Raw genomic sequence first — 18,838 nt, forward strand, 5'->3', positions numbered from 1 at the left:
AATTATGCGATGCGCCAGTTCAGCGTTTCACCGGCCAGGAACGGCACCAGTGAGTGGCTGCCAAGCGCAATTGACTCTGGTACCTGCCACGGCTCACGCACTAGCGTGATCGTCCCCTCATTCAGTGGCAGACCGTAAAAACGCGGGCCATTTTCAGAACAGAACGCTTCAAAATGTTCCAGCGCGTTCAGCTCTTCAAAAACGGTGGCGTAGGCGGGCAACGACGTCGGCGCATTAAATACGCCCGCACACCCGCAGCTGGCCTCTTTGAGATGACGCAGATGCGGTGCTGTGTCGGTGCCGAGGAAGACGCGCGGATGACCACTCGCCACTAATTTGCGCAATGCTTCCTGATGCACGTTGCGTTTAAGAATCGGCAGGCAATAGAGGTGCGGACGAATACCGCCCACCAGCATGTGATTGCGGTTAAACATCAAATGCTGCGGGGTAATGGTCGCGCCCAGCGTCTCATCGGCGGCGGCAACATACTCTGCGGCGTCCTGAGTGGTAATGTGCTCCATCACCACTTTCAGTGCCGGAAACTGGCTGCGCAGCGGCACCATAACCGTTTCGATAAACCGGGCTTCGCGGTCAAAAATGTCGACATGCGCATCGGTGACTTCACCATGGATCAGCAGTGGCATACCGAGCGTCTGCATCCGATCCAGCACGCGGGCAATGGACGCGATGTTGGTCACGCCATGACTGGAGTTGGTGGTAGCGTGCGCCGGATAGAGCTTCGCCGCAGTGAACAGACCGGCGGTGAAACCGCGCTCAAGCTCATCAGGATCCAGCGAGTCGGTCAGGTAGCAGGTCATCAGCGGCGTAAAGGCGTGATCGGCGGGCAGCGCCGCCAGGATGCGATCGCGGTACGCTTCACCTGCTGCCACGCTGGTCACCGGCGGCACCAGGTTAGGCATCACAATGGCACGACCATTCACCGCGCTGGTATAGGGCAGGACCGTGTTGAGCATCTCATCGTCGCGCAGATGAATATGCCAGTCGTCAGGGCGACGCAGGGTAAGTTGCTGAGGTTGTGCTGTCATCAGTGAAGCTCCGGCAGAAGGGAAACAAAAGGCGTGTTTTGGCCGGGGTCTAAGCATAAGGATTCAGGCAACCGTTTGCACCTGCTTTTTATGCCGCCAGAGAAAATCCGCGCCAGGGGCGCGGAAATCGGGATTACTGCGTAAAGGGAATAACCAGTTCGCCAGGCTTCACTTCCAGTCCTTTGGCAAATTTCTTCGCCAGCGACTCGCCTTTGCTGCGGTCTGCGCTGAGCACATAGGCGGGTTTTTGATCAAAGTAGCTTTTCAGCGACTGATTCAGATAAGGCGTCAGCGTCTTCATGATTGAGGCCATTTTTTCCGGGGCCACCTGGGCGTCAACAATCTCCAGATCGCGCAGATAAATTGCGCCCTGCTGCTGATCATAAACCGGCTGAGCACGCATTTTCAGTTGCATATCGGCCTGCTGCGGGCCAAACAGTGAGGTGACGTTGATTTTTGCGTTACCGGAGAGCGTCACTTTACCTGGTTCTTCGCGACCAATCTGACTGGTCAGATTGTTCAGCACGATGTGTGCGTTAACCAGGCCGGAAACGCCAATATCTTTCTCGTAGTTGTTGTGTTTCTGCAGCGCCTGGTTTACTTCCTGTTCGCTGATGGTGTATTGCGTCAGTTGATTACAGCCGCTGATTAGCAGCGCCATCAACAGGGCAGTCAGCCCGAAAAAAACCTTTTTCATCGATCTTTATCCTGAATATCAGAGCCAGTAAACAGGCCATAGCCTGCCTGAATGCGTGGCGGGTGTCATCAGGAAAGGGATGAGAAACGCCGCAGCGTCTCTCATCGGAGGCGGGACTAATGCGCTATCGAAGAGAGCAGATTTACCTGAGTCTGTTTGGCCATGTTATCGCGGTAGTCCGCGACCCGGCTCGGCCAGTCGATACCGGCGACCAGCGTCAGAGAGCGGAGTAGCGGGAAGAGATTAAAATCATCTTCCGATAGCTCGCCGTTTACCGCATTGGGCTGAACGATTAATTTGTCCAGTTTGCGCAGATCTTCACTCACATTCTTAATCAGCCCGGCCGAGTGGCTTTTCAGCGTTTCAAAATCACCGAGGCTCGCCTGTTTTTTGCTGCGGAAATAGTCACGCGCCTCAGGCGTAGCGAACTCGGCAAACGCCGCTTCGGCAATGCGCGGCAGCAGCAGTTTATTGACATAGCTGTTCATGTGACGCAGCCAGTCGCCAATTGCCGGGTTCAGCGCGCCGGTGATCAGCGGTGCGCCATCCTGCTGATCGACGTACTGCACGATCTCCATGCTCTCAGGCATTGCACTGCCATCCTGCTTTTGCAGAATCGGTGCCATTTTCTGCCCGATCAGTCGTTTTGGCGTCTCTTCATCGTCGTTGAGCATCACCACCAGCTCAACCGGCTTATTTTTCAGACCAAAAATCATTCGCGCTTTAACGCAGAAAGGACAATGGTCATAGATATAGAGTTTCATCCTGATCTCCCGGATTTTTACAGGTTTAGTGTTTAACAGAGTGAATCAATTCATCCTGTTTTCGGGCGCGTAAAAAGTATGGAAGAGATTACCCTGCAGGGCAAACCTGCCAGCCAGCATGTGGGACTTTAGCCGGGCGAAACGACGGGTCATCGCTGTGATAACAGAGTAAAATCAACCTCTTTAAAGCTAAACCACTGTAACGTTTTACCGCAGCCCAGGCGGCGGTTATAGTGAACGCCGGGTAATGACGGCTTTCACTCACAGCCATTGATTTCAGGAGTCAGGATGTTTGGCTATCGTTCTGCCGCGCCCAGGGTGCGATTAACCACCGATCGTCTGGTGGTCCGTCTGGTTCACGAACGTGATGCCTGGCGAATGGCAGATTACTATTCGGAAAACCGCCTGTTTTTAAAACCATGGGAGCCGGTGCGCGACGATAGCCACTGCTACCCTTCGGGCTGGCAGGCGCGCCTCGGGCTGATTTCCGACATGCATAAGCAGGGAACGGCCTTCTATTTTATTCTCATGGACAGCGATGAAACCGAAGTGCGGGGCGTGGCGAACTTCAGTAACGTGCTGCGCGGTTCCTTTCACGCCTGTTATCTCGGCTATTCACTGGGTGAAAAGTGGCAGGGGCAGGGGCTGATGTTCGAAGCCTTGCAGTCGGCTATCCGCTATATGCAGCGCCAGCAGCATATTCATCGCATTATGGCGAACTACATGCCGCACAACCAGCGCAGCGGCGATCTGCTGGCGCGACTTGGTTTTGAGAAAGAGGGTTACGCGAAAGATTATCTGCTGATCGACGGACGCTGGCAGGATCACGTGCTGACAGCCTTAACTCTGCGGGAATGGACGCCTGACCGGCGTGGACAATAATGAGGACGCGAGCATGAAGATGGCTTTATCAGCGCAGGCGTTGCGCGTGCTGGGCTGCCTGCTGGAGAAGCAGGTCACCACGCCAGAGCAGTATCCGCTGTCACTGAATGGCGTGGTAGTGGCCTGTAATCAGAAATCGAATCGCGAGCCGGTGATGGAGCTGAGTGAAAGCGAGGTACAGAATCAGCTCGAGCAGCTGGAAAAGCGTCATCTGATCACCGCCAGCAGCGCCGCCGGACAGCGGGTGGTAAAATATGAGCAGCGTTTCTGTAACTCTGCGTTTGGCACACTGAAACTCAACAGTGCGGAAGTGGCTCTTCTCACCCTGCTGATGCTGCGCGGGCCGCAGACGCCAGGCGAACTGCGAACCCGCAGCGGTCGTCTGCATGAGTTCAGCGATGTCGGCGACGTGGAACAGACGCTGGAAGGCTTGATGCAGCGTGACGACAGTGCACAGGTCATCCGCCTGGCGCGTGAGCCAGGCAAGCGCGAAAGTCGCTTTATGCATCTGCTGGGCGATGAAGATGATGCACATCAGGCTGCCGACGCGCCGGACGAGCAGGGCGATCTGGCGGCGCGTGTTACTACGCTGGAACAGCAGGTCGCAGCACTTCAGGCGCAACTTACCCAATTGCTGCAAACGGAGAGCTGAGATGACATTACGTATAGGCGTGGTGGGATTGGGTGGTATTGCGCAGAAAGCCTGGCTGCCGGTGCTGTCTGCGGCGACGGACTGGACGCTGGTGGGGGCGTTTTCCCCGAATCAGGCCAAAGCCCGCCCAATCTGTGACAGCTATCGCATGCAGTGCTTTGGCTCACTGAATGAAGTAGCCGCAGCCTGCGACGCGGTGTTTGTCCACAGCAGCACCGACACCCACTATGAGGTGGTCAGAGCTCTGCTGCTGGCAGGAAAAGATGTCTGCGTCGACAAGCCGCTGGCTGAAACACTGGAGCAGGCTGAAGCGCTGGTGGCGCTGGCGGAAAAACGCCAGCGTAAACTGATGGTGGCATTTAACCGCCGCTTTGCCCCGCGCTATCAGCAGCTGCAGGCGGAGATGGCTGGGGCGGCTTCTCTGCGGATTGAAAAGCACCGCAGTGACAGCGTCGGGCCACGGGATCTTCGCTTTACCCTGCTTGATGACTACCTGCATGTGGTGGACACCGCGCTCTGGCTGGGCGGCAAGCCTGTTCGCCAGGTTCACGGACGCATTGATACCAATGAACAAGGGCAGATGCTCTATGCCGAACACCATTTCGCTGTTGAAGGCCTGGCGATCACCACCAGTATGCACCGGCGCGCAGGCAGTCAGCGCGAGCGGATCAGCGCAGTGTGTGACGGTAAGTGCATCGACATCAGCGAGATGCGCGACTGGCAGGAAGAGCGCAGTGATGGCCTGCTAATCACTCCGCCGCCTGCCTGGCAGAGCCATCTGACGCAGCGCGGCTTCAGCGGTGCAGCACGCCATTTTATTGACTGCGTAAAAAATCAGACGAAGCCTGAAACCAGCGGTGAGCAGGCGCTGATGGCGCAGCGTGTGGTGGAAAAACTGTGGCGTGAGGCGACGCAGGAATAACGCCTTGTAACACTCCGTGCTGGTCATTTCCCTCCGTGGCAGTAGACTGTCGCCGGGCATCCTCGGGTGCCCGCGCTAATTCTCCTTTTTTGCCGATTCTTTTCAGGATGCGCCGTCAATTATGAATTTGTTGAAATCGCTGGCAGCGGTCAGTTCTATGACCCTGTTTTCCCGCGTACTGGGCTTTGCCCGTGATGCCATCGTGGCGCGGGTGTTTGGTGCCGGAATGGCGACCGATGCCTTCTTTGTTGCGTTTAAACTGCCCAATCTGCTGCGCCGTATTTTCGCTGAAGGCGCATTTTCTCAGGCGTTCGTGCCGATTCTGGCTGAATATAAAAGCAAGCAGGGTGAAGAGGCGACAAAACTGTTCCTGGCGTACGTCTCAGGCCTGCTGACGCTGGCACTGGCGCTGGTCACGATGGCGGGGATGATCGCTGCGCCCTGGGTCATCATGGTCACGGCGCCCGGCTTTGCCGACAGTGCCGATAAGTTTGCACTGACCAGCTCGCTGCTGCGGGTGACGTTCCCCTACATTATGCTGATTTCGCTGGCCTCGCTGGCGGGGGCGGTGCTGAACACCTGGAACCGCTTCTCGGTGCCGGCGTTTGCGCCAACCCTGCTGAATGTCAGCATGATTGGTTTTGCGCTGTTTGCTGCGCCGCATTTTCATCCACCGGTGATGGCACTGGCCTGGGCCGTGGTCGCGGGCGGCGTGCTGCAACTCGGCTATCAGCTTCCTCACCTGAAGAAGCTGGGAATGCTGGTGTTGCCGCGCCTGAATCTGCGTGACGCAGGCGTATGGCGGGTGATGCGTCAGATGGGACCGGCCATTCTGGGTGTTTCCGTCAGTCAGATCTCGCTGATCATTAACACCATCTTCGCCTCGTTTCTGGTTTCGGGTTCGGTCTCCTGGATGTACTACGCGGATCGGCTGATGGAGTTTCCTTCGGGTGTGCTGGGCGTGGCGCTGGGCACCATTCTGTTGCCGTCGCTGGCTAAAAGTTTTGCCAGCGGCAACCATGATGAATATTCCCGACTGATGGACTGGGGTCTGCGCCTCTGCTTCCTGCTGGCGCTGCCGAGTGCCGTGGCGCTGGGCATGCTCTCCGGCCCGCTGACCGTGGCGCTGTTCCAGTACGGTAAATTCACCGCCTTTGATGCATTGATGACGCAGCGTGCGCTGATCGCCTACTCCGTGGGACTGATGGGCCTGATTGTGGTTAAGGTGCTGGCACCGGGCTTCTATTCCCGTCAGGACATCAAAACGCCGGTGAAAATCGCGATTATCACGCTGATCATGACGCAGCTCATGAACCTGGCGTTTATTGGTCCGCTGAAACATGCCGGTCTGTCACTGTCGATTGGTCTGGCGGCCTGTCTGAATGCGTCGCTGCTCTACTGGCAGCTGCGTAAGAAGAATATCTTTATGCCGCAGCCGGGCTGGAGCAGCTTCCTGCTCCGCCTGCTGATTGCCGTGGTGGTGATGGCCGGCGCGCTGTTTGCCATGCTGCAGTGGATGCCGGCCTGGGAACAGGGCTCCATGCTGTGGCGACTGCTGCGTCTGGCGGCGGTTTGTGCAGTGGGTGGCGGGGCTTATTTCCTGGCGCTGGGGCTGCTGGGCTTCCGGCTGCGCGACTATGCGCGGCGCACCGCTGTGTAAAGCTTGCCGCAATAAATAAATTCAACGCGCAGGGAACAGGGGCAGAGGAGGAAAGCGTCCCGCGCCATGGACAAAAACGCCGGGAGCGTTTTTGAACAACGCAACGCGTTGGCCCGGCAACGGGCGCACCTCAGCGATGAGGTGCGTAAACGCGCGGGCCGAGCGGCCAGGGATTGGCTTTAGCGTCTTTCCGATCTGCCCCTGTTCCCTGTGCAGGCTCAATTTTAAAGCTCATCATGGTGAAGGAAAAACGCACCAATAAAAAATCCCGCACCAGGCGGGATTTTTTTCGCTACTTTCCGGTTCAGGCTTTGCGACTTAACGTCGCCTGGCCTTTACCCATCCCATCCGGGCCGTAAAAGGCCTGGGTCTGATGCGGCTTCAGCACTTCAAGTGCATTTTCCGTGTAGCGGATCTGGTGTTGCAGCAGCAGGCCATTATGAACATTGGCGTCCTGCAGACGACGGGTATGCTGCTGAATGCTGTCCCAGCGGCGCGCCATGTCGTTCTGACCACGATAAGGTGCTGCTGTCGCCTGACTCTGTTCAGCGGTGCGGCGCATCTCATCCAGATAGTTCAGCGTACTGAGCAGTGCACTTTTATCTTCGGTGATGCGCTGCAACAGGTTGCTGTTAATGCTGCCCGCTGCCAGTTGCTGCTGCTCTTCTTCCAGCACCGCTGAAAGCGACGCCAGCACGTCCTGCATCTTATCTAATGTGGTCTGCAAATTACTCATGGCAATTAATTACCCTCTAAATACGCCTTAGTGTCGGCAATCAGCGCATCGGCGATTTTGCCGGTATCCATCTTCAGTTCGCCATTACGAATGGCCGTTTTCAGTTGTTCAACGCGCTCGACGTTAATATCTTTGCTGCTCGGCTGCATCAGCTGCGACTGCGCGCTGCTCAGGCTGACCTGGGCTGCTGCGGGGGTCGTGGCTGCTACCGGGCTGGCACTCTGACGCACTTTGCTGCTGCCAGTCTCGCTGCTGTCGCGGCTCTGGACGGTGCTGGCGGGTTTCAGAGGTTGCGTTCTGTCAATGCTCATATTCGGGCTCCTGTACGGTCAGGGGAAGTCTGCCACCTGAATCATAATAGCGTTATCGCTTTGTTGATTCTTCTATCGGCAGCACTACGGGCTTCTTTAACACTTTACAGCGTTATAAGAATATTCCCATCCTCGCGAACTTTACCGCTGACAATCTGGCCATTTCCCATCCTTACCCGAACCAATTGCGAGCGGGCGGCATTGTTCAGCGCCTTGCCCTCACCGCTGGCGTCAAAGCCGTCACCGCTGGCAATCACCATCACATTCTGACCCGCCTTAACACGCCATGGCTGACGCAGCGTGGAAGGATTAATCGGCTGTCCTGGCTGGATATCACGCAGCACTACGGCGTCTGCAACTGCGTCCGCATTCAGCAGGGCGCGGGCAGGCAGGGTATCAAGGCGGCCGGTCTGCAGCGTGAAATCACTTTCGCTGACGCTGCTGCCCTGGCTTAGCAGCCGGGTCGCCACCAGATAGGAACCGGTGACCTGAACCTGTACCTGGATATAACGGCGATTCTCATCGCAGTTTGCCGCCACGCTCATGTTGCCCCATAACCGGCTATTGCCTGGCAGGGTGAACTTTGGCATGTCACAGGCTGGCCATTGCTCTTTCGGCGTGCGCACCACGACAACCATGCCTTCAGCATGCTGAGCGTCACGCGCTTTAAAAAATTGATTCAGTTGTGCATTGAGATCCCCGGCAGAAGCCGGCAGGGCGATCATGACCAGCAGGCTGGTCAGCAGAGTCAGATATCGACGCATTGTGCAGTTCCTCACTGATGATGGCGACGAGTGTACCCGTTAAGAAAAATCCTCAATTGTCAAAATAGCGGTCATTTAAGGCGTTATTCAGACGATGACGGCTTGCTTTTTCAAATTAAGCTGCGAACTCGAAATTCTCATACGCGGAGGAAACATGCTCGACAAACTGGATGCGGCGCTGAAATTTGGAACGGAGGCCCTCAACCTGCGTGCTCAACGTCAGGAGATCCTGGCGTCAAATATTGCCAACGCCGATACCCCTGGTTATCAGGCCCGGGATATCGACTTTGCCAGCGAGCTGAGTCGGGTGATGTCCAATGGTCGTGCGGAAGGCAGCAGCATGGCGTTAAAAGTCACGTCAGCTCGCCACATTGAAGCACAGACAAACGGGGCGCCATCAATGGATATGCTTTATCGCATTCCTGACCAGCCTTCTGCCGACGGCAACACCGTAGATATGGACCGTGAGCGTACGCAGTTCGCGGATAACAGCCTGAAATATCAAACCGACCTCACCCTCATCAGTAGCCAGATCAAAGGCATGATGAGCGTGTTACAAGGGCAATAATTATGGCCTTGCTGAATATTTTTGACATTGCCGGCTCAGCGATGACCGCGCAATCACAGCGATTAAACGTCAGTGCCAGTAACCTGGCAAACGCCGACAGCGTCACCGGCCCCGATGGCAAGCCTTACGTGGCAAAGCAGGTGGTCTTCCAGACCGATGCAGCACCGGGTTCAGCGACCGGCGGTGTGAAAGTGGCACGCGTCGTGGACGATCCGACACCTGCGAAGCTGGTCTATGACCCGGGCAATCCGATGGCCGATGCCAAAGGCTATGTGAAGATGCCGAATGTGGATGTGGTTTCTGAAAGCGTCAACACCATGTCGGCGTCACGCAGCTACCAGGCCAACGTCGAGGTGCTCAACACCGTGAAGTCGATGATGATGAAAACCCTGACGATCGGGCAATAACGGAGAAAAATGATGGCTATCGCGGTAGGCGTTAATGAAAAGCTGGACCCCACGGTCCTTAGCTCATCCAGCACCAGTGGCACCGGCAACAACGCGCAGGATCTGCAGAATCAGTTCCTGACCATGCTGGTGACGCAGTTAAAGAACCAGGATCCAACCAATCCAATGGATAACAGCCAGCTCACCACGCAGCTGGCACAGATCAATACCCTGAGCGGCATTGAAAAACTGAATACCACACTGGGATCGATCTCCGGACAGATCAGCACCAGCCAGTCGCTGCAGAGCTCCACGCTGATTGGGCATGGCGTGATGGTTAATGGCGGACAGATTCTGGTAGGCAACGGCACCACCACGCCATTTGGCGTGGAGCTGGCTTCCGCCTCTACCGGCGCATCCGCCACCATTAAAGATGCCAATGGCACGGTGATCGACACCGTCGATCTGGGCGCGCTGAGTGCTGGCGTCCACACCTTCTCGTGGGATGGCAAGCTGACTGATGGCTCTGTCGCGCCGGATGGTAAATACAGCGTTGCGATTGCCGCAAGCAATGGCAACACACAACTGGTGGCACAACCGCTTAACTACGCCTACGTCAATGGGGTGAGTACTGCGAACAACACCACAAAACTGGATCTCGGCACCATGGGCTCCGCCACCCTTGACGACGTACGTCAGATTCTCTGATTAACCTGTAGACAGGAAACAAACACATGTCATTTTCCCAAGCGGTCAGCGGCCTTGGTGCTGCTTCAAGTAACCTTGATGTCATCGGTAACAACATTGCTAACTCCGCGACAGCGGGCTTTAAATCCAGCACCATCGCGTTTGCCGATATGTTTGCCGGTTCTAACGTCGGTCTTGGTACCAAAGTCGCTGCGGTGATCCAGAACTTTAACGACGGTGCGACCACCACCACCAGCCGTGGCCTGGACGTTGCGCTGAGCGGCAACGGTTTCTTCCGTATGACCGACAGCAGCGGCGGCGTCTTCTATTCACGTAACGGCCAGTTAACGCTGGATGCCAACCGTAACCTGGTGAACACCCAGGGTCTGAACGTGACCGGCTATCCGGCAAGCGGTTCACCGGCCACCATCCAGGCGGGTGCCAACCCGGTGGCGCTGACTATTCCTACCACGCAGATGTCAGCCCGCGCCACTACCACCGCCGGTCTGGTTGCCAACCTGAACTCAACGGATACCACGCCAACGGTAACCACTTTCTCGACGGCGAATGCAGACAGCTACAACAAGAAAACCACCGCCACCGTGTTCGATTCGCAGGGTAATGACCATGCGCTCGACATGTATTTCGTGAAAGACACCACCAGCAACAGCTGGACAGTCCACACCATTGATGGCAACACCGGCACCTCAGCGGGTGACTTCAGAATGGCGTTTGACACCAGCGGTAAGCTGACCAGCGTCTCTAAGCTGGCTGCAAACGGTACGGTAGCGAGCACCACCACGGATGGCACCGTTGGCCTGACGCTGAACGTAGGTGGCGCCAATGGCGCGGTCGCCAATCAGCCAATCAACCTGAGCATGCTGGGCAGCCTGCAGCAGAACACCGGCGCGACCACCTTTGGCAGCCCGACGCAGGATGGCTATGCGCCAGGCGATCTGACCAGCTACGCGATTAATGATGACGGCACCATTACCGGTACCTACTCAAACCAAAAAACCCAGCTGCTGGGTCAGATTGTGCTGGCAAGCTTCTCTAACCCGGAAGGTCTGCAGTCACAGGGCGACAACGTCTGGTCTGCATCAAGCGCATCCGGTCAGGCAGCCATTGGTCTGGCCAACACCGGCACCTTCGGCTCACTGACGGCGGGCGCACTGGAATCGTCCAACGTCGACATGAGTAAAGAGCTGGTGAACATGATCGTCGCGCAGCGTAACTATCAGGCGAATGCGCAGACCATCAAAACTCAGGACCAGATTCTCAACACGCTGGTTAACTTACGTTAATTCGCTAACAGGATTGCCATATGGATCACGCGATATATACCGCGATGGGCGCGGCCAGCCAGACGCTGGATCAGCAGGCGGTGACCGCCAGCAACCTCGCCAACGCCTCAACACCGGGTTTTCGTGCACAGCTGAATGCGCTGCGCGCGGTGCCGGTGAGTGGCTGGTCGCTGCCGACCCGTACGCTGGTCGCCGCCTCGACACCCGGCGCCGACATGAGTCAGGGCGCGATGGATTACACCGAGCGTCCGCTCGATGTGGCGGTGCAGCAGGATGGCTGGCTGGCGGTGCGTACCGCTGACGGCAGCGAAGCCTATACCCGCAACGGCAATATGCAAATCAGTCCGACCGGTACGCTGACGGTTCAGGGCAATCCTGTGATGGGCGATGGCGGTCCGATTGTGATCCCGCAGGGTACGGAAATCACCATTGCGGCAGACGGCTCCATCACCGGGCTGAACGCCGGTGATTCGCCGAACGCCACGGTTCAGCTGGGCAAGCTGAAGCTGGTCAGGGCAACCGGGCAGGAGCTGCAGCGCAGTGATGACGGCATGTTTCGTCCTACCGCAGCGACGCAGGCGACCCGTGGTGCTGCACTGCAGGCTGACGCCACCATGCAGGTGATGCCTGGTGTACTGGAAGGCAGCAACGTCAAGCCAGTGGAAACCATGGTCGATATGATCGCCAACGCCCGACGTTTTGAGATGCAGATGAAAGTCATCACCAACGTCGACGAAAATGAACAAAAAGCCAATCAGCTCCTGAACATGAGCTAAGGCGCGAGGATAACAACATGATTCGTTCTTTATGGATCGCTAAGACCGGTCTTGATGCGCAGCAGATGAACATGGACGTCATTGCCAACAACCTGGCAAACGTCAGCACTAACGGCTTTAAACGTTCACGTGCCGTGTTCGAAGATCTGATGTACCAGACTATGCGCCAGCCGGGCACGCAGTCGTCAGAACAGACAACGCTGCCATCGGGCCTGCAGATCGGTACCGGTGTGCGTCCGGTGACCACTGAGCGTCTGCATACTCAGGGCAACCTGTCGCAGACCAGTAACTCAAAAGATATTGCTATTAACGGTCAGGGTTATTTTCAGATTCAGATGCCGGACGGCACCTCTGCTTATACCCGTGATGGCGCGTTTCAGGTTGATCAGAACGGACAGCTGGTGACCAACTCCGGTTTCCCGGTACAGCCAGGCATTACCATTCCGGCCAACGCCACCAGCATTACGGTGTCGCGTGACGGTGTGGTCAGCGTGACGCAGCAGGGTCAGGCTCAGGCCGCACAGGTCGGTCAGTTAACGCTGAGCACCTTTATGAACGACGCCGGTCTCGATAGCGTGGGTGAAAACCTTTACAAGGAAACCCAGGCATCGGGCGCACCGACCGACAGCACGCCAGGTCAGAACGGCGCGGGTCTGCTTTATCAGGGCTATACCGAAACCTCGAACGTTAACGTAGCGGAAGAGCTGGTCACCATGATCCAGACGCAGCGCGCTTATGAAATCAACAGCAAGGCGATCAGCACCTCTGATCAGATGCTGGCGAAATTAACCCAGCTTTAATCCCGAACAGGGCCAGCCCGTGCTGGCCTGAGATACAGACATTAATAAGGTCGTGACACCGTGGCGAAGCAACAGATTCTCAAGCCTGGACATTGGTTAGTCGCCTCGTTGCTGCTAACTCTTAACGGATGTGCCCTGGTCCCGCGTACTCCGCTGGTCGAGGGGGCAACCACGGCGCAGCCGATGCCGTCCGCGCCACCGGTGGTAAACGGCTCTATATTCCAGGGCGTCGCGCCACTTAACTACGGCTATCAGCCGCTGTTTGAAGATCGCCGTCCACGCAACATCGGCGATACCCTGACCATCACGCTGCAGGAAAACGTCAGCGCCAGCAAAAGCTCCTCAGCCAGTGCCAGCCGCGACGGCAGCAACAGCTTTGGTGTGAGCGGCGTGCCGACGGGTCTGGCAGGCCTGGTGGGTGCAGGTGGCGAAAAAGCCAATCTCAGCGCCGAAGGCAAAAACGACTTCGCAGGTAAAGGCGGCGCATCCGCCAATAACACCTTTACCGGCACCATTACCGTCACCGTGGATCAGGTGTTGTCAAACGGCAACCTGCACGTAGTCGGTGAAAAACAGATCGCCATTAATCAGGGCACGGAGTTCATTCGCTTCTCGGGCGTGGTCAACCCACGCACCATCAGCGCCAGTAACGCCGTGTTATCTACCGCTGTCGCCGATGCACGTATTGAGTACGTCGGAAATGGTTACATCAATGAGGCGCAGACCATGGGCTGGTTCCAGCGTTTCTTCCTGAACATCTCGCCGATGTAAGAGGTTTCAATGAAAAAGTTAACGCTGTTACGCGCCGGGCTGGCGCTGCTGCTGGGCGTCAGCCTGCTGGCCAAAGCCGATTTGATTCGTGATTTAACCACGGTACAGGGCGTACGTGATAACCAGCTGCTGGGCTACGGCCTGGTCGTGGGTCTGGATGGCACCGGTGACCAGACCACGCAGACGCCCTTTACTACCCAGACGGTGAGCAACATGCTGTCGCAGCTTGGCATCACCGTGCCTGCGGGCACCAATATGCAGCTGAAAAACGTGGCAGCCGTTATGGTGACCGCTAAGCTGCCGTCGTTTGCCCGTCAGGGACAGAACCTGGATGTGGTGGTCTCATCGCTGGGTAATGCTAAAAGCCTGCGCGGCGGCACGCTGTTAATGACGCCGATGAAAGGGGTTGATAACCAGGTCTATGCGCTGGCTCAGGGTAACATCCTGGTCGGTGGTGCAGGTGCCTCTGCGGGCGGCAGCAGTGTTCAGGTCAACCAGCTGAACGGTGGCCGCATCACTGGCGGTGCAACGGTTGAACGTGAACTGCAGAGCAACTTTGGCTCGCAGAACACCCTTAACCTGCAGCTTAACAATGAAGATTTCTCGATGGCGCAGCGTATTGCGGACGCGATCAACGCCCGTGGCGGTTATGGCGCAGCGCAGCCGCTGGATGCCCGTACCGTGCAGATCCGCGTGTCACCGAATAATGGTGCGCAGGTGCGTCTGCTGGCTGAGATCCAGAACATTGATGTTTCGATTCCGGTTGAAGATGCCAAAGTGATCATCAACTCCCGTACCGGCTCGGTAGTCATGAACCGCGAAGTCACGCTGAATCAGTGTGCAGTGGCGCAGGGCAACCTGTCAGTGACGGTTAACCAGCAGCAGAACGTCAGTCAGCCTGATACACCGCTGGCCGGTGGTCAGACCGTGGCAACGACGCAGACCCAGATCGATCTCCGCCAGACCGGCGGTGCGCTGCAGCGCGTCAATGCCAGCGCTAATCTGAATAACGTAGTCCGTGCGCTGAATGCGCTGGGTGCATCACCTATCGAGCTGATGTCGATTCTGCAGTCGATGCAGAGTGCTGGCTGTCTGCGTGCCAAACTGGAAATTATCTGATGGCTGATATGCAATCTGTCACGAGTCCGGCTTTCGACAGCCGCTCCCTGAATGATCTTAAACGCCAGGCGAGCAACGATCCGAAAGGACATGCGTTGCAGGTTGCACGTCAGGTCGAAGGGATGTTTGTACAGATGATGCTGAAGAGTATGCGCGATGCGTTGCCGCAGGACGGCATTATGGGCAACGATCAGACCAAACTTTTTACCTCTATGTATGACCAGCAGATTGCACAGGAGATGGGCAAGCGTGGCCTCGGTCTGGCGGAAACCATCGTCAAACAGATGCAGCCCGCCACTGCGCCGGATGAAAAAGCCGGTACGGTGCCGATGAAGCTGGATAACAGCTTTATTCTCAGCACCAGCGGAGCCACACCACTGCCCGCCCAGCAGCTGGAGCAGATGGTGCGGAAGGCGATGCCACGACTGCCGCCGGTCGCGTCACCCACGGGGCTGCCGAGCGACAGCCGTGAGTTTATCGCTCAGCTGACGCAGCCAGCGCAGGCGGCCAGTCAGCAGAGTGGTATTCCACATCACCTGATTCTGGCGCAAGCTGCGCTGGAGTCGGGCTGGGGCCAGCGACAGATCCTGACCCGCGACGGCAAGCCGAGCTATAACGTGTTCGGGATTAAAGCCAGCGGAGACTGGAAAGGTGACACCACCGATATCATGACCACCGAATATGAGCAGGGTGCAGCGAAGAAAGTCCGTGCCAGCTTCAGGGTGTACAACTCCTATTTCGAGGCGCTGACCGACTACGTCAAACTGTTGACCAAAAACCCTCGCTATGCGGCAGTGACCAACGCCTCAAGCGCAGAGCAGGGCGCGCAGGCGTTACAGGCGGCAGGCTATGCCACCGACCCGAAATATGCGCAAAAGCTGGTGGGAATGATTCAGCAATTCAAAAGCATGGGCGATAAAGTCGTCAAAGCATACAGCCAGGATATTGGCGACCTGTTCTGATCATTTCGCCTCAAGTTTCACTTAAGCAAGCCGATAACATCCCTATAGCCAGAAGCGTTTCGCCTGCTGGCGCCCACTTTGATGTCTGCCAGCCCGGTTGACGGGGAACGTAAGGAACCGAGATGTCCAGCATAATTAACTCCGCGATGAGCGGATTGAGTGCCGCGCAGGCCGCTCTGAGCACCACCAGTAACAACATTTCTAACTACACCGTGGCGGGCTATTCACGTCAGACCACGGTACTGGCGCAGGCGAACAGTACCCTTCAGGGTAATAGCTATTATGGTAACGGCGTGAACATTACCGGTGTACAACGTGAATATGATTCATTTATTGCCACACAGCTGCGGGGTGCCAGCGCGAGTTACAGTGCAGTCGACACTCAGCATACGCAGATTTCTAACATTGACGATCTGCTGTCGACCGCGACGACCAGCCTGTCGACCTCGCTGCAGGGCTTCTTTACCAACCTGCAGAACGTCGTCAGTAACGCCAACGATCCGTCAGCGCGTCAGTCGATGCTCAGCAATGCACAGGGTCTGGTGAACCAGTTCCAGACCTCAGCGCAATACCTGAACAATATGCAGAACAGCGTCAATGCTGATGTCAGCTCCAGTGTTAAACAGGTCAACACCCTCACCAGCCAGATTGCCGATCTTAACCAGCAGATTGGCAAGTTGACTAATGGCAACGGTGCGGCGCCTAACGATCTGCTTGATAAGCGTGATCAGCTGGTCAATGACCTGAATAAAGTCGTTGGCGTGACGGTATCGCAGCAGGATGGCAATTACACAGTATCAATGGCCAACGGCCTGACGCTGGTTAACGGCAACAAATCTCACGAGCTGGTGGCGATGAGCGCCAGCAGCGATCCGACGCGTACCACGATTGGCTATGTCGACAGGCAGGCGGGCAACGTTGAGATTCCGGAAAAACTGATCACCACCGGCTCGCTTGGCGGTCTGCTGGCGTTCCGCACTCAGGATCTGGATCTGGCACAGAACCAGCTGGGTCAGTTAGCGGCGGCGTTTACCACCAGCTTCAACGACGTCCATAAGCAGGGCTTTGACAGCCACGGCGACCAGGGCGTCGACTTCTTTAATATCGGCAGTCCAGCCGTGGTGAGCAACAGTAAAAACAGTACCGCCGCCTCCGTGACCGCTGAATGGACCGACACCAGCGCGCTGAAAGCCACTAACTACACCGTGAGTTATGACGGCAATAACTGGACCGCAACGCGTGCGTCAGACAGCACCGCAGCCGCCATCACCCAGAGTACCGATGCCAGTGGCAATACCACGCTGAGTTTTGATGGCCTGAAACTGACTGTGGGTGCCTCGCCTGCACCTGCCGCCAAAGACAGCTTCCTGGTGAAGCCGGTCCAGAATGTGATTAACGACATGTCCGTGGCAATCACCAGTGAATCTCAGGTGGCTGCTGCGAGCGCGGTTGGCGGTGAAAGTGATAACCGCAATGCGCAGAAACTGCTGAATCTGCAGGATGTAAAGCTGGTCGGCGGCAACGCCACGCTGTCGCAGGCCTATGCGGCTATCGTCAGCACCGTGGGTAACAAAACCAGCTCGCTGGAAACCACCAGCACGACGCAGAAAAGTGTGGTCAGTCAGCTGACCGAACGCCAGCAGTCAGTCTCTGGCGTCAACCTCGATGAGGAGTACGCCAATCTGACCAAATACCAGCAATATTACATGGCCAATGCGCAGGTGCTCCAGACTGCCAGCACCGTGTTTAACGCATTGATTAATATTCGCTAAGGGCAGGAGATAACATGCGAATCAGTACAAATATGATTTTTGAACAGCAGGTGCGCGGCATTACTGACTCGCAAGCCTCCTGGCTGAAAGTGGGTGAGCAGCTCTCCAGCGGTCGCCGTGTAACGAATCCCTCCGATGACCCGATTGCCGCGTCACGTGCTGTTGTGCTGACTCAGACTCAGCAGCAGGGTGAACAGTATGCGCTGGCGCGTACCTTTGCTGAGCAGGGCCTGTCACTGGAAGACAATACGCTGAAGGGCGTTACCAATGGCATCATTGCGGCGCAGACGCTGATCGTCAATGGCTCAACCGGTACGCTGAGTGACGATGACCGTGGCTCGATTGCCACTCAGCTGGAGGGGATCCGCTCACAGCTGCTTAACCTGGCCAACAGCAAAGATGCCAATGGCCGCTATATTTTTGCCGGCTATAAAACTGACAGCGCGCCGTTTGTTGATACGGCAGGCACGGGCGTCAGTTATGCTGGCGGCACCGAAGCGATCACCCAGAAGGTTGATACCAGCCGTACCATGACCGTGGCGCATACCGGTGACAGCATCTTCATGTCAATCACCGGCAATGCCACCAAAGAGCCGGATGGCAGCGCCAGCGAAACCAATGTGTTTAAGATGCTGGATAGCGCTATTGCGGCATTAAAAGTCCCGCAGGATGATGCGGACGCCACGACTAAACAGACCTTCCAGGCCGCAATGGATAAAACCAACCGCGGGCTGGGTAATGCGCTGAATAATGTCTCAACCGTGGTTTCTGAGATTGGTACTCAGCTTGGTGAAATCGATACGCTGAATGCGCAGGGTGATGACCGTAAAGTGATTTACAGCTCGCAGATGAGTGACCTGGTTAACGTGGATTTAACTGAAGCGGCTTCCAGCTACACCATGCAGCAGACAGCACTTCAGGCTTCTTATAAGACCTTTACTGATATGTCTAAGATGTCACTGTTCCAGATGAATTCGTAGTCTGACCTGAAATTTTGAGCGTACTTTAACCGGATGCGCTTACTTTTTCCCACCCTCCTGCTAAAGGAAGGTGGGATTTTTTTGCCTGTGATTCAGCCGGTGGCAGGGCGATTGGTCATAAAGCCTGCCTGTCTGGTTTTTTTGCTTCCTCACTTCACGCTATCCCGCCGCATGCCTGCCTGATGCTTTCCCGCACTTTATTACGGCCAGCATGCCTGACGCCCTCTTTACTGATGGCTGACGAATTAAACGGGTTGGTTATTTCCCCTTTGACGGCCT

Annotated in this window: 21 protein-coding genes; 15 read left to right on the forward strand and 6 right to left on the reverse strand. The window is 56.4% G+C overall.

Annotated elements, in window-relative coordinates; translation table 11 throughout:
- Positions 1-2: 2 nt before the first annotated feature.
- The 3 genes from pyrC to grxB form a co-directional block, all read right to left on the reverse strand.
- Positions 3-1,046: a dihydroorotase gene (gene pyrC / locus AC6I8J_RS06935; protein WP_161733813.1), complete on the reverse strand. Its 1,044-nt coding sequence runs from the start codon at positions 1,044-1,046 to the stop codon at positions 3-5.
- Positions 1,047-1,179: 133 nt separating this feature from the next.
- On the reverse strand, positions 1,180-1,743 hold the full coding sequence (locus AC6I8J_RS06940) for a lipoprotein (RefSeq protein ID WP_161733811.1): 564 nt from the start codon (positions 1,741-1,743) through the stop codon (positions 1,180-1,182).
- A 116-nt stretch (positions 1,744-1,859) separates the two neighbouring features.
- Entirely contained in the window at positions 1,860-2,507 is a 648-nt protein-coding gene (gene grxB, locus AC6I8J_RS06945; RefSeq protein ID WP_161733809.1) for a glutaredoxin 2, read from the reverse strand.
- A 288-nt stretch (positions 2,508-2,795) separates the two neighbouring features.
- Between grxB and rimJ the strand changes: the two genes are divergently transcribed.
- From rimJ to murJ, 4 genes are all read left to right on the forward strand, one after another.
- Complete coding sequence (gene rimJ / locus AC6I8J_RS06950) at positions 2,796-3,389, forward strand: ribosomal protein S5-alanine N-acetyltransferase (protein ID WP_150009757.1); 594 nt, start codon at positions 2,796-2,798, stop codon at positions 3,387-3,389.
- Between the two features lie 13 nt (positions 3,390-3,402).
- Complete coding sequence (locus AC6I8J_RS06955) at positions 3,403-4,041, forward strand: YceH family protein (protein WP_161733805.1); 639 nt, start codon at positions 3,403-3,405, stop codon at positions 4,039-4,041.
- Between the two features lies 1 nt (position 4,042).
- Complete coding sequence (locus AC6I8J_RS06960; protein WP_161733803.1) at positions 4,043-4,963, forward strand: Gfo/Idh/MocA family protein; 921 nt, start codon at positions 4,043-4,045, stop codon at positions 4,961-4,963.
- A 121-nt stretch (positions 4,964-5,084) separates the two neighbouring features.
- Complete coding sequence (gene murJ / locus AC6I8J_RS06965; RefSeq protein ID WP_161733801.1) at positions 5,085-6,623, forward strand: murein biosynthesis integral membrane protein MurJ; 1,539 nt, start codon at positions 5,085-5,087, stop codon at positions 6,621-6,623.
- 304 nt (positions 6,624-6,927) lie between these two features.
- Here murJ and flgN read toward each other — a convergent pair whose 3' ends face one another.
- From flgN to flgA, 3 genes are all read right to left on the reverse strand, one after another.
- Positions 6,928-7,359, reverse strand: coding sequence for a flagellar export chaperone FlgN (gene flgN / locus AC6I8J_RS06970; protein ID WP_161733799.1), 432 nt, complete (start codon positions 7,357-7,359; stop codon positions 6,928-6,930).
- Between the two features lie 5 nt (positions 7,360-7,364).
- Complete coding sequence (gene flgM / locus AC6I8J_RS06975) at positions 7,365-7,670, reverse strand: flagellar biosynthesis anti-sigma factor FlgM (RefSeq protein ID WP_161733797.1); 306 nt, start codon at positions 7,668-7,670, stop codon at positions 7,365-7,367.
- Between the two features lie 104 nt (positions 7,671-7,774).
- Positions 7,775-8,434, reverse strand: a complete 660-nt coding sequence (gene flgA / locus AC6I8J_RS06980) for a flagellar basal body P-ring formation chaperone FlgA (RefSeq protein ID WP_253421584.1) — start codon at positions 8,432-8,434, stop codon at positions 7,775-7,777.
- 154 nt (positions 8,435-8,588) lie between these two features.
- Here flgA and flgB point away from each other — a divergent pair, with 154 nt between their 5' ends.
- The 11 genes from flgB (at position 8,589) to flgL (ending at position 18,559) form a co-directional block, all read left to right on the forward strand.
- Positions 8,589-9,002, forward strand: a complete 414-nt coding sequence (gene flgB / locus AC6I8J_RS06985; protein WP_003849889.1) for a flagellar basal body rod protein FlgB — start codon at positions 8,589-8,591, stop codon at positions 9,000-9,002.
- 2 nt (positions 9,003-9,004) lie between these two features.
- Positions 9,005-9,409 (forward strand): flagellar basal body rod protein FlgC, encoded by a 405-nt coding sequence (flgC, locus tag AC6I8J_RS06990; RefSeq protein WP_013357440.1) that lies wholly within the window; start codon positions 9,005-9,007, stop codon positions 9,407-9,409.
- A 12-nt stretch (positions 9,410-9,421) separates the two neighbouring features.
- A complete protein-coding gene (gene flgD / locus AC6I8J_RS06995; protein WP_013357441.1) occupies positions 9,422-10,096 on the forward strand; it encodes a flagellar hook assembly protein FlgD in 675 nt (224 codons plus the stop codon).
- A gap of 26 nt (positions 10,097-10,122) precedes the next feature.
- Positions 10,123-11,379: a flagellar hook protein FlgE gene (flgE, locus tag AC6I8J_RS07000; protein WP_497825197.1), complete on the forward strand. Its 1,257-nt coding sequence runs from the start codon at positions 10,123-10,125 to the stop codon at positions 11,377-11,379.
- 20 nt (positions 11,380-11,399) lie between these two features.
- Positions 11,400-12,155, forward strand: a complete 756-nt coding sequence (locus AC6I8J_RS07005; protein ID WP_061062163.1) for a flagellar basal body rod protein FlgF — start codon at positions 11,400-11,402, stop codon at positions 12,153-12,155.
- Between the two features lie 17 nt (positions 12,156-12,172).
- Positions 12,173-12,955 carry a flagellar basal-body rod protein FlgG gene (gene flgG / locus AC6I8J_RS07010; RefSeq protein ID WP_003849881.1) on the forward strand — a complete coding sequence of 261 codons (783 nt, stop codon included), beginning with the start codon at positions 12,173-12,175 and terminating at the stop codon, positions 12,953-12,955.
- 60 nt (positions 12,956-13,015) lie between these two features.
- Positions 13,016-13,726, forward strand: coding sequence for a flagellar basal body L-ring protein FlgH (locus tag AC6I8J_RS07015; protein WP_033732242.1), 711 nt, complete (start codon positions 13,016-13,018; stop codon positions 13,724-13,726).
- Positions 13,727-13,735: 9 nt separating this feature from the next.
- Positions 13,736-14,845, forward strand: coding sequence for a flagellar basal body P-ring protein FlgI (locus tag AC6I8J_RS07020; RefSeq protein WP_161733791.1), 1,110 nt, complete (start codon positions 13,736-13,738; stop codon positions 14,843-14,845).
- A complete protein-coding gene (gene flgJ, locus AC6I8J_RS07025; protein ID WP_161733788.1) occupies positions 14,845-15,807 on the forward strand; it encodes a flagellar assembly peptidoglycan hydrolase FlgJ in 963 nt (320 codons plus the stop codon). The genes AC6I8J_RS07020 and flgJ overlap by 1 nt, the downstream gene beginning before the upstream one ends.
- Positions 15,808-15,929: 122 nt before the next feature.
- Positions 15,930-17,579 (forward strand): flagellar hook-associated protein FlgK, encoded by a 1,650-nt coding sequence (flgK, locus tag AC6I8J_RS07030; protein ID WP_161733786.1) that lies wholly within the window; start codon positions 15,930-15,932, stop codon positions 17,577-17,579.
- Positions 17,580-17,593: 14 nt separating this feature from the next.
- Positions 17,594-18,559: a flagellar hook-associated protein FlgL gene (gene flgL, locus AC6I8J_RS07035; RefSeq protein ID WP_161733784.1), complete on the forward strand. Its 966-nt coding sequence runs from the start codon at positions 17,594-17,596 to the stop codon at positions 18,557-18,559.
- Positions 18,560-18,838 lie beyond the last annotated feature (279 nt).

This window comes from Pantoea sp. X-Soil-ISGK-355 (assembly GCF_059730805.1).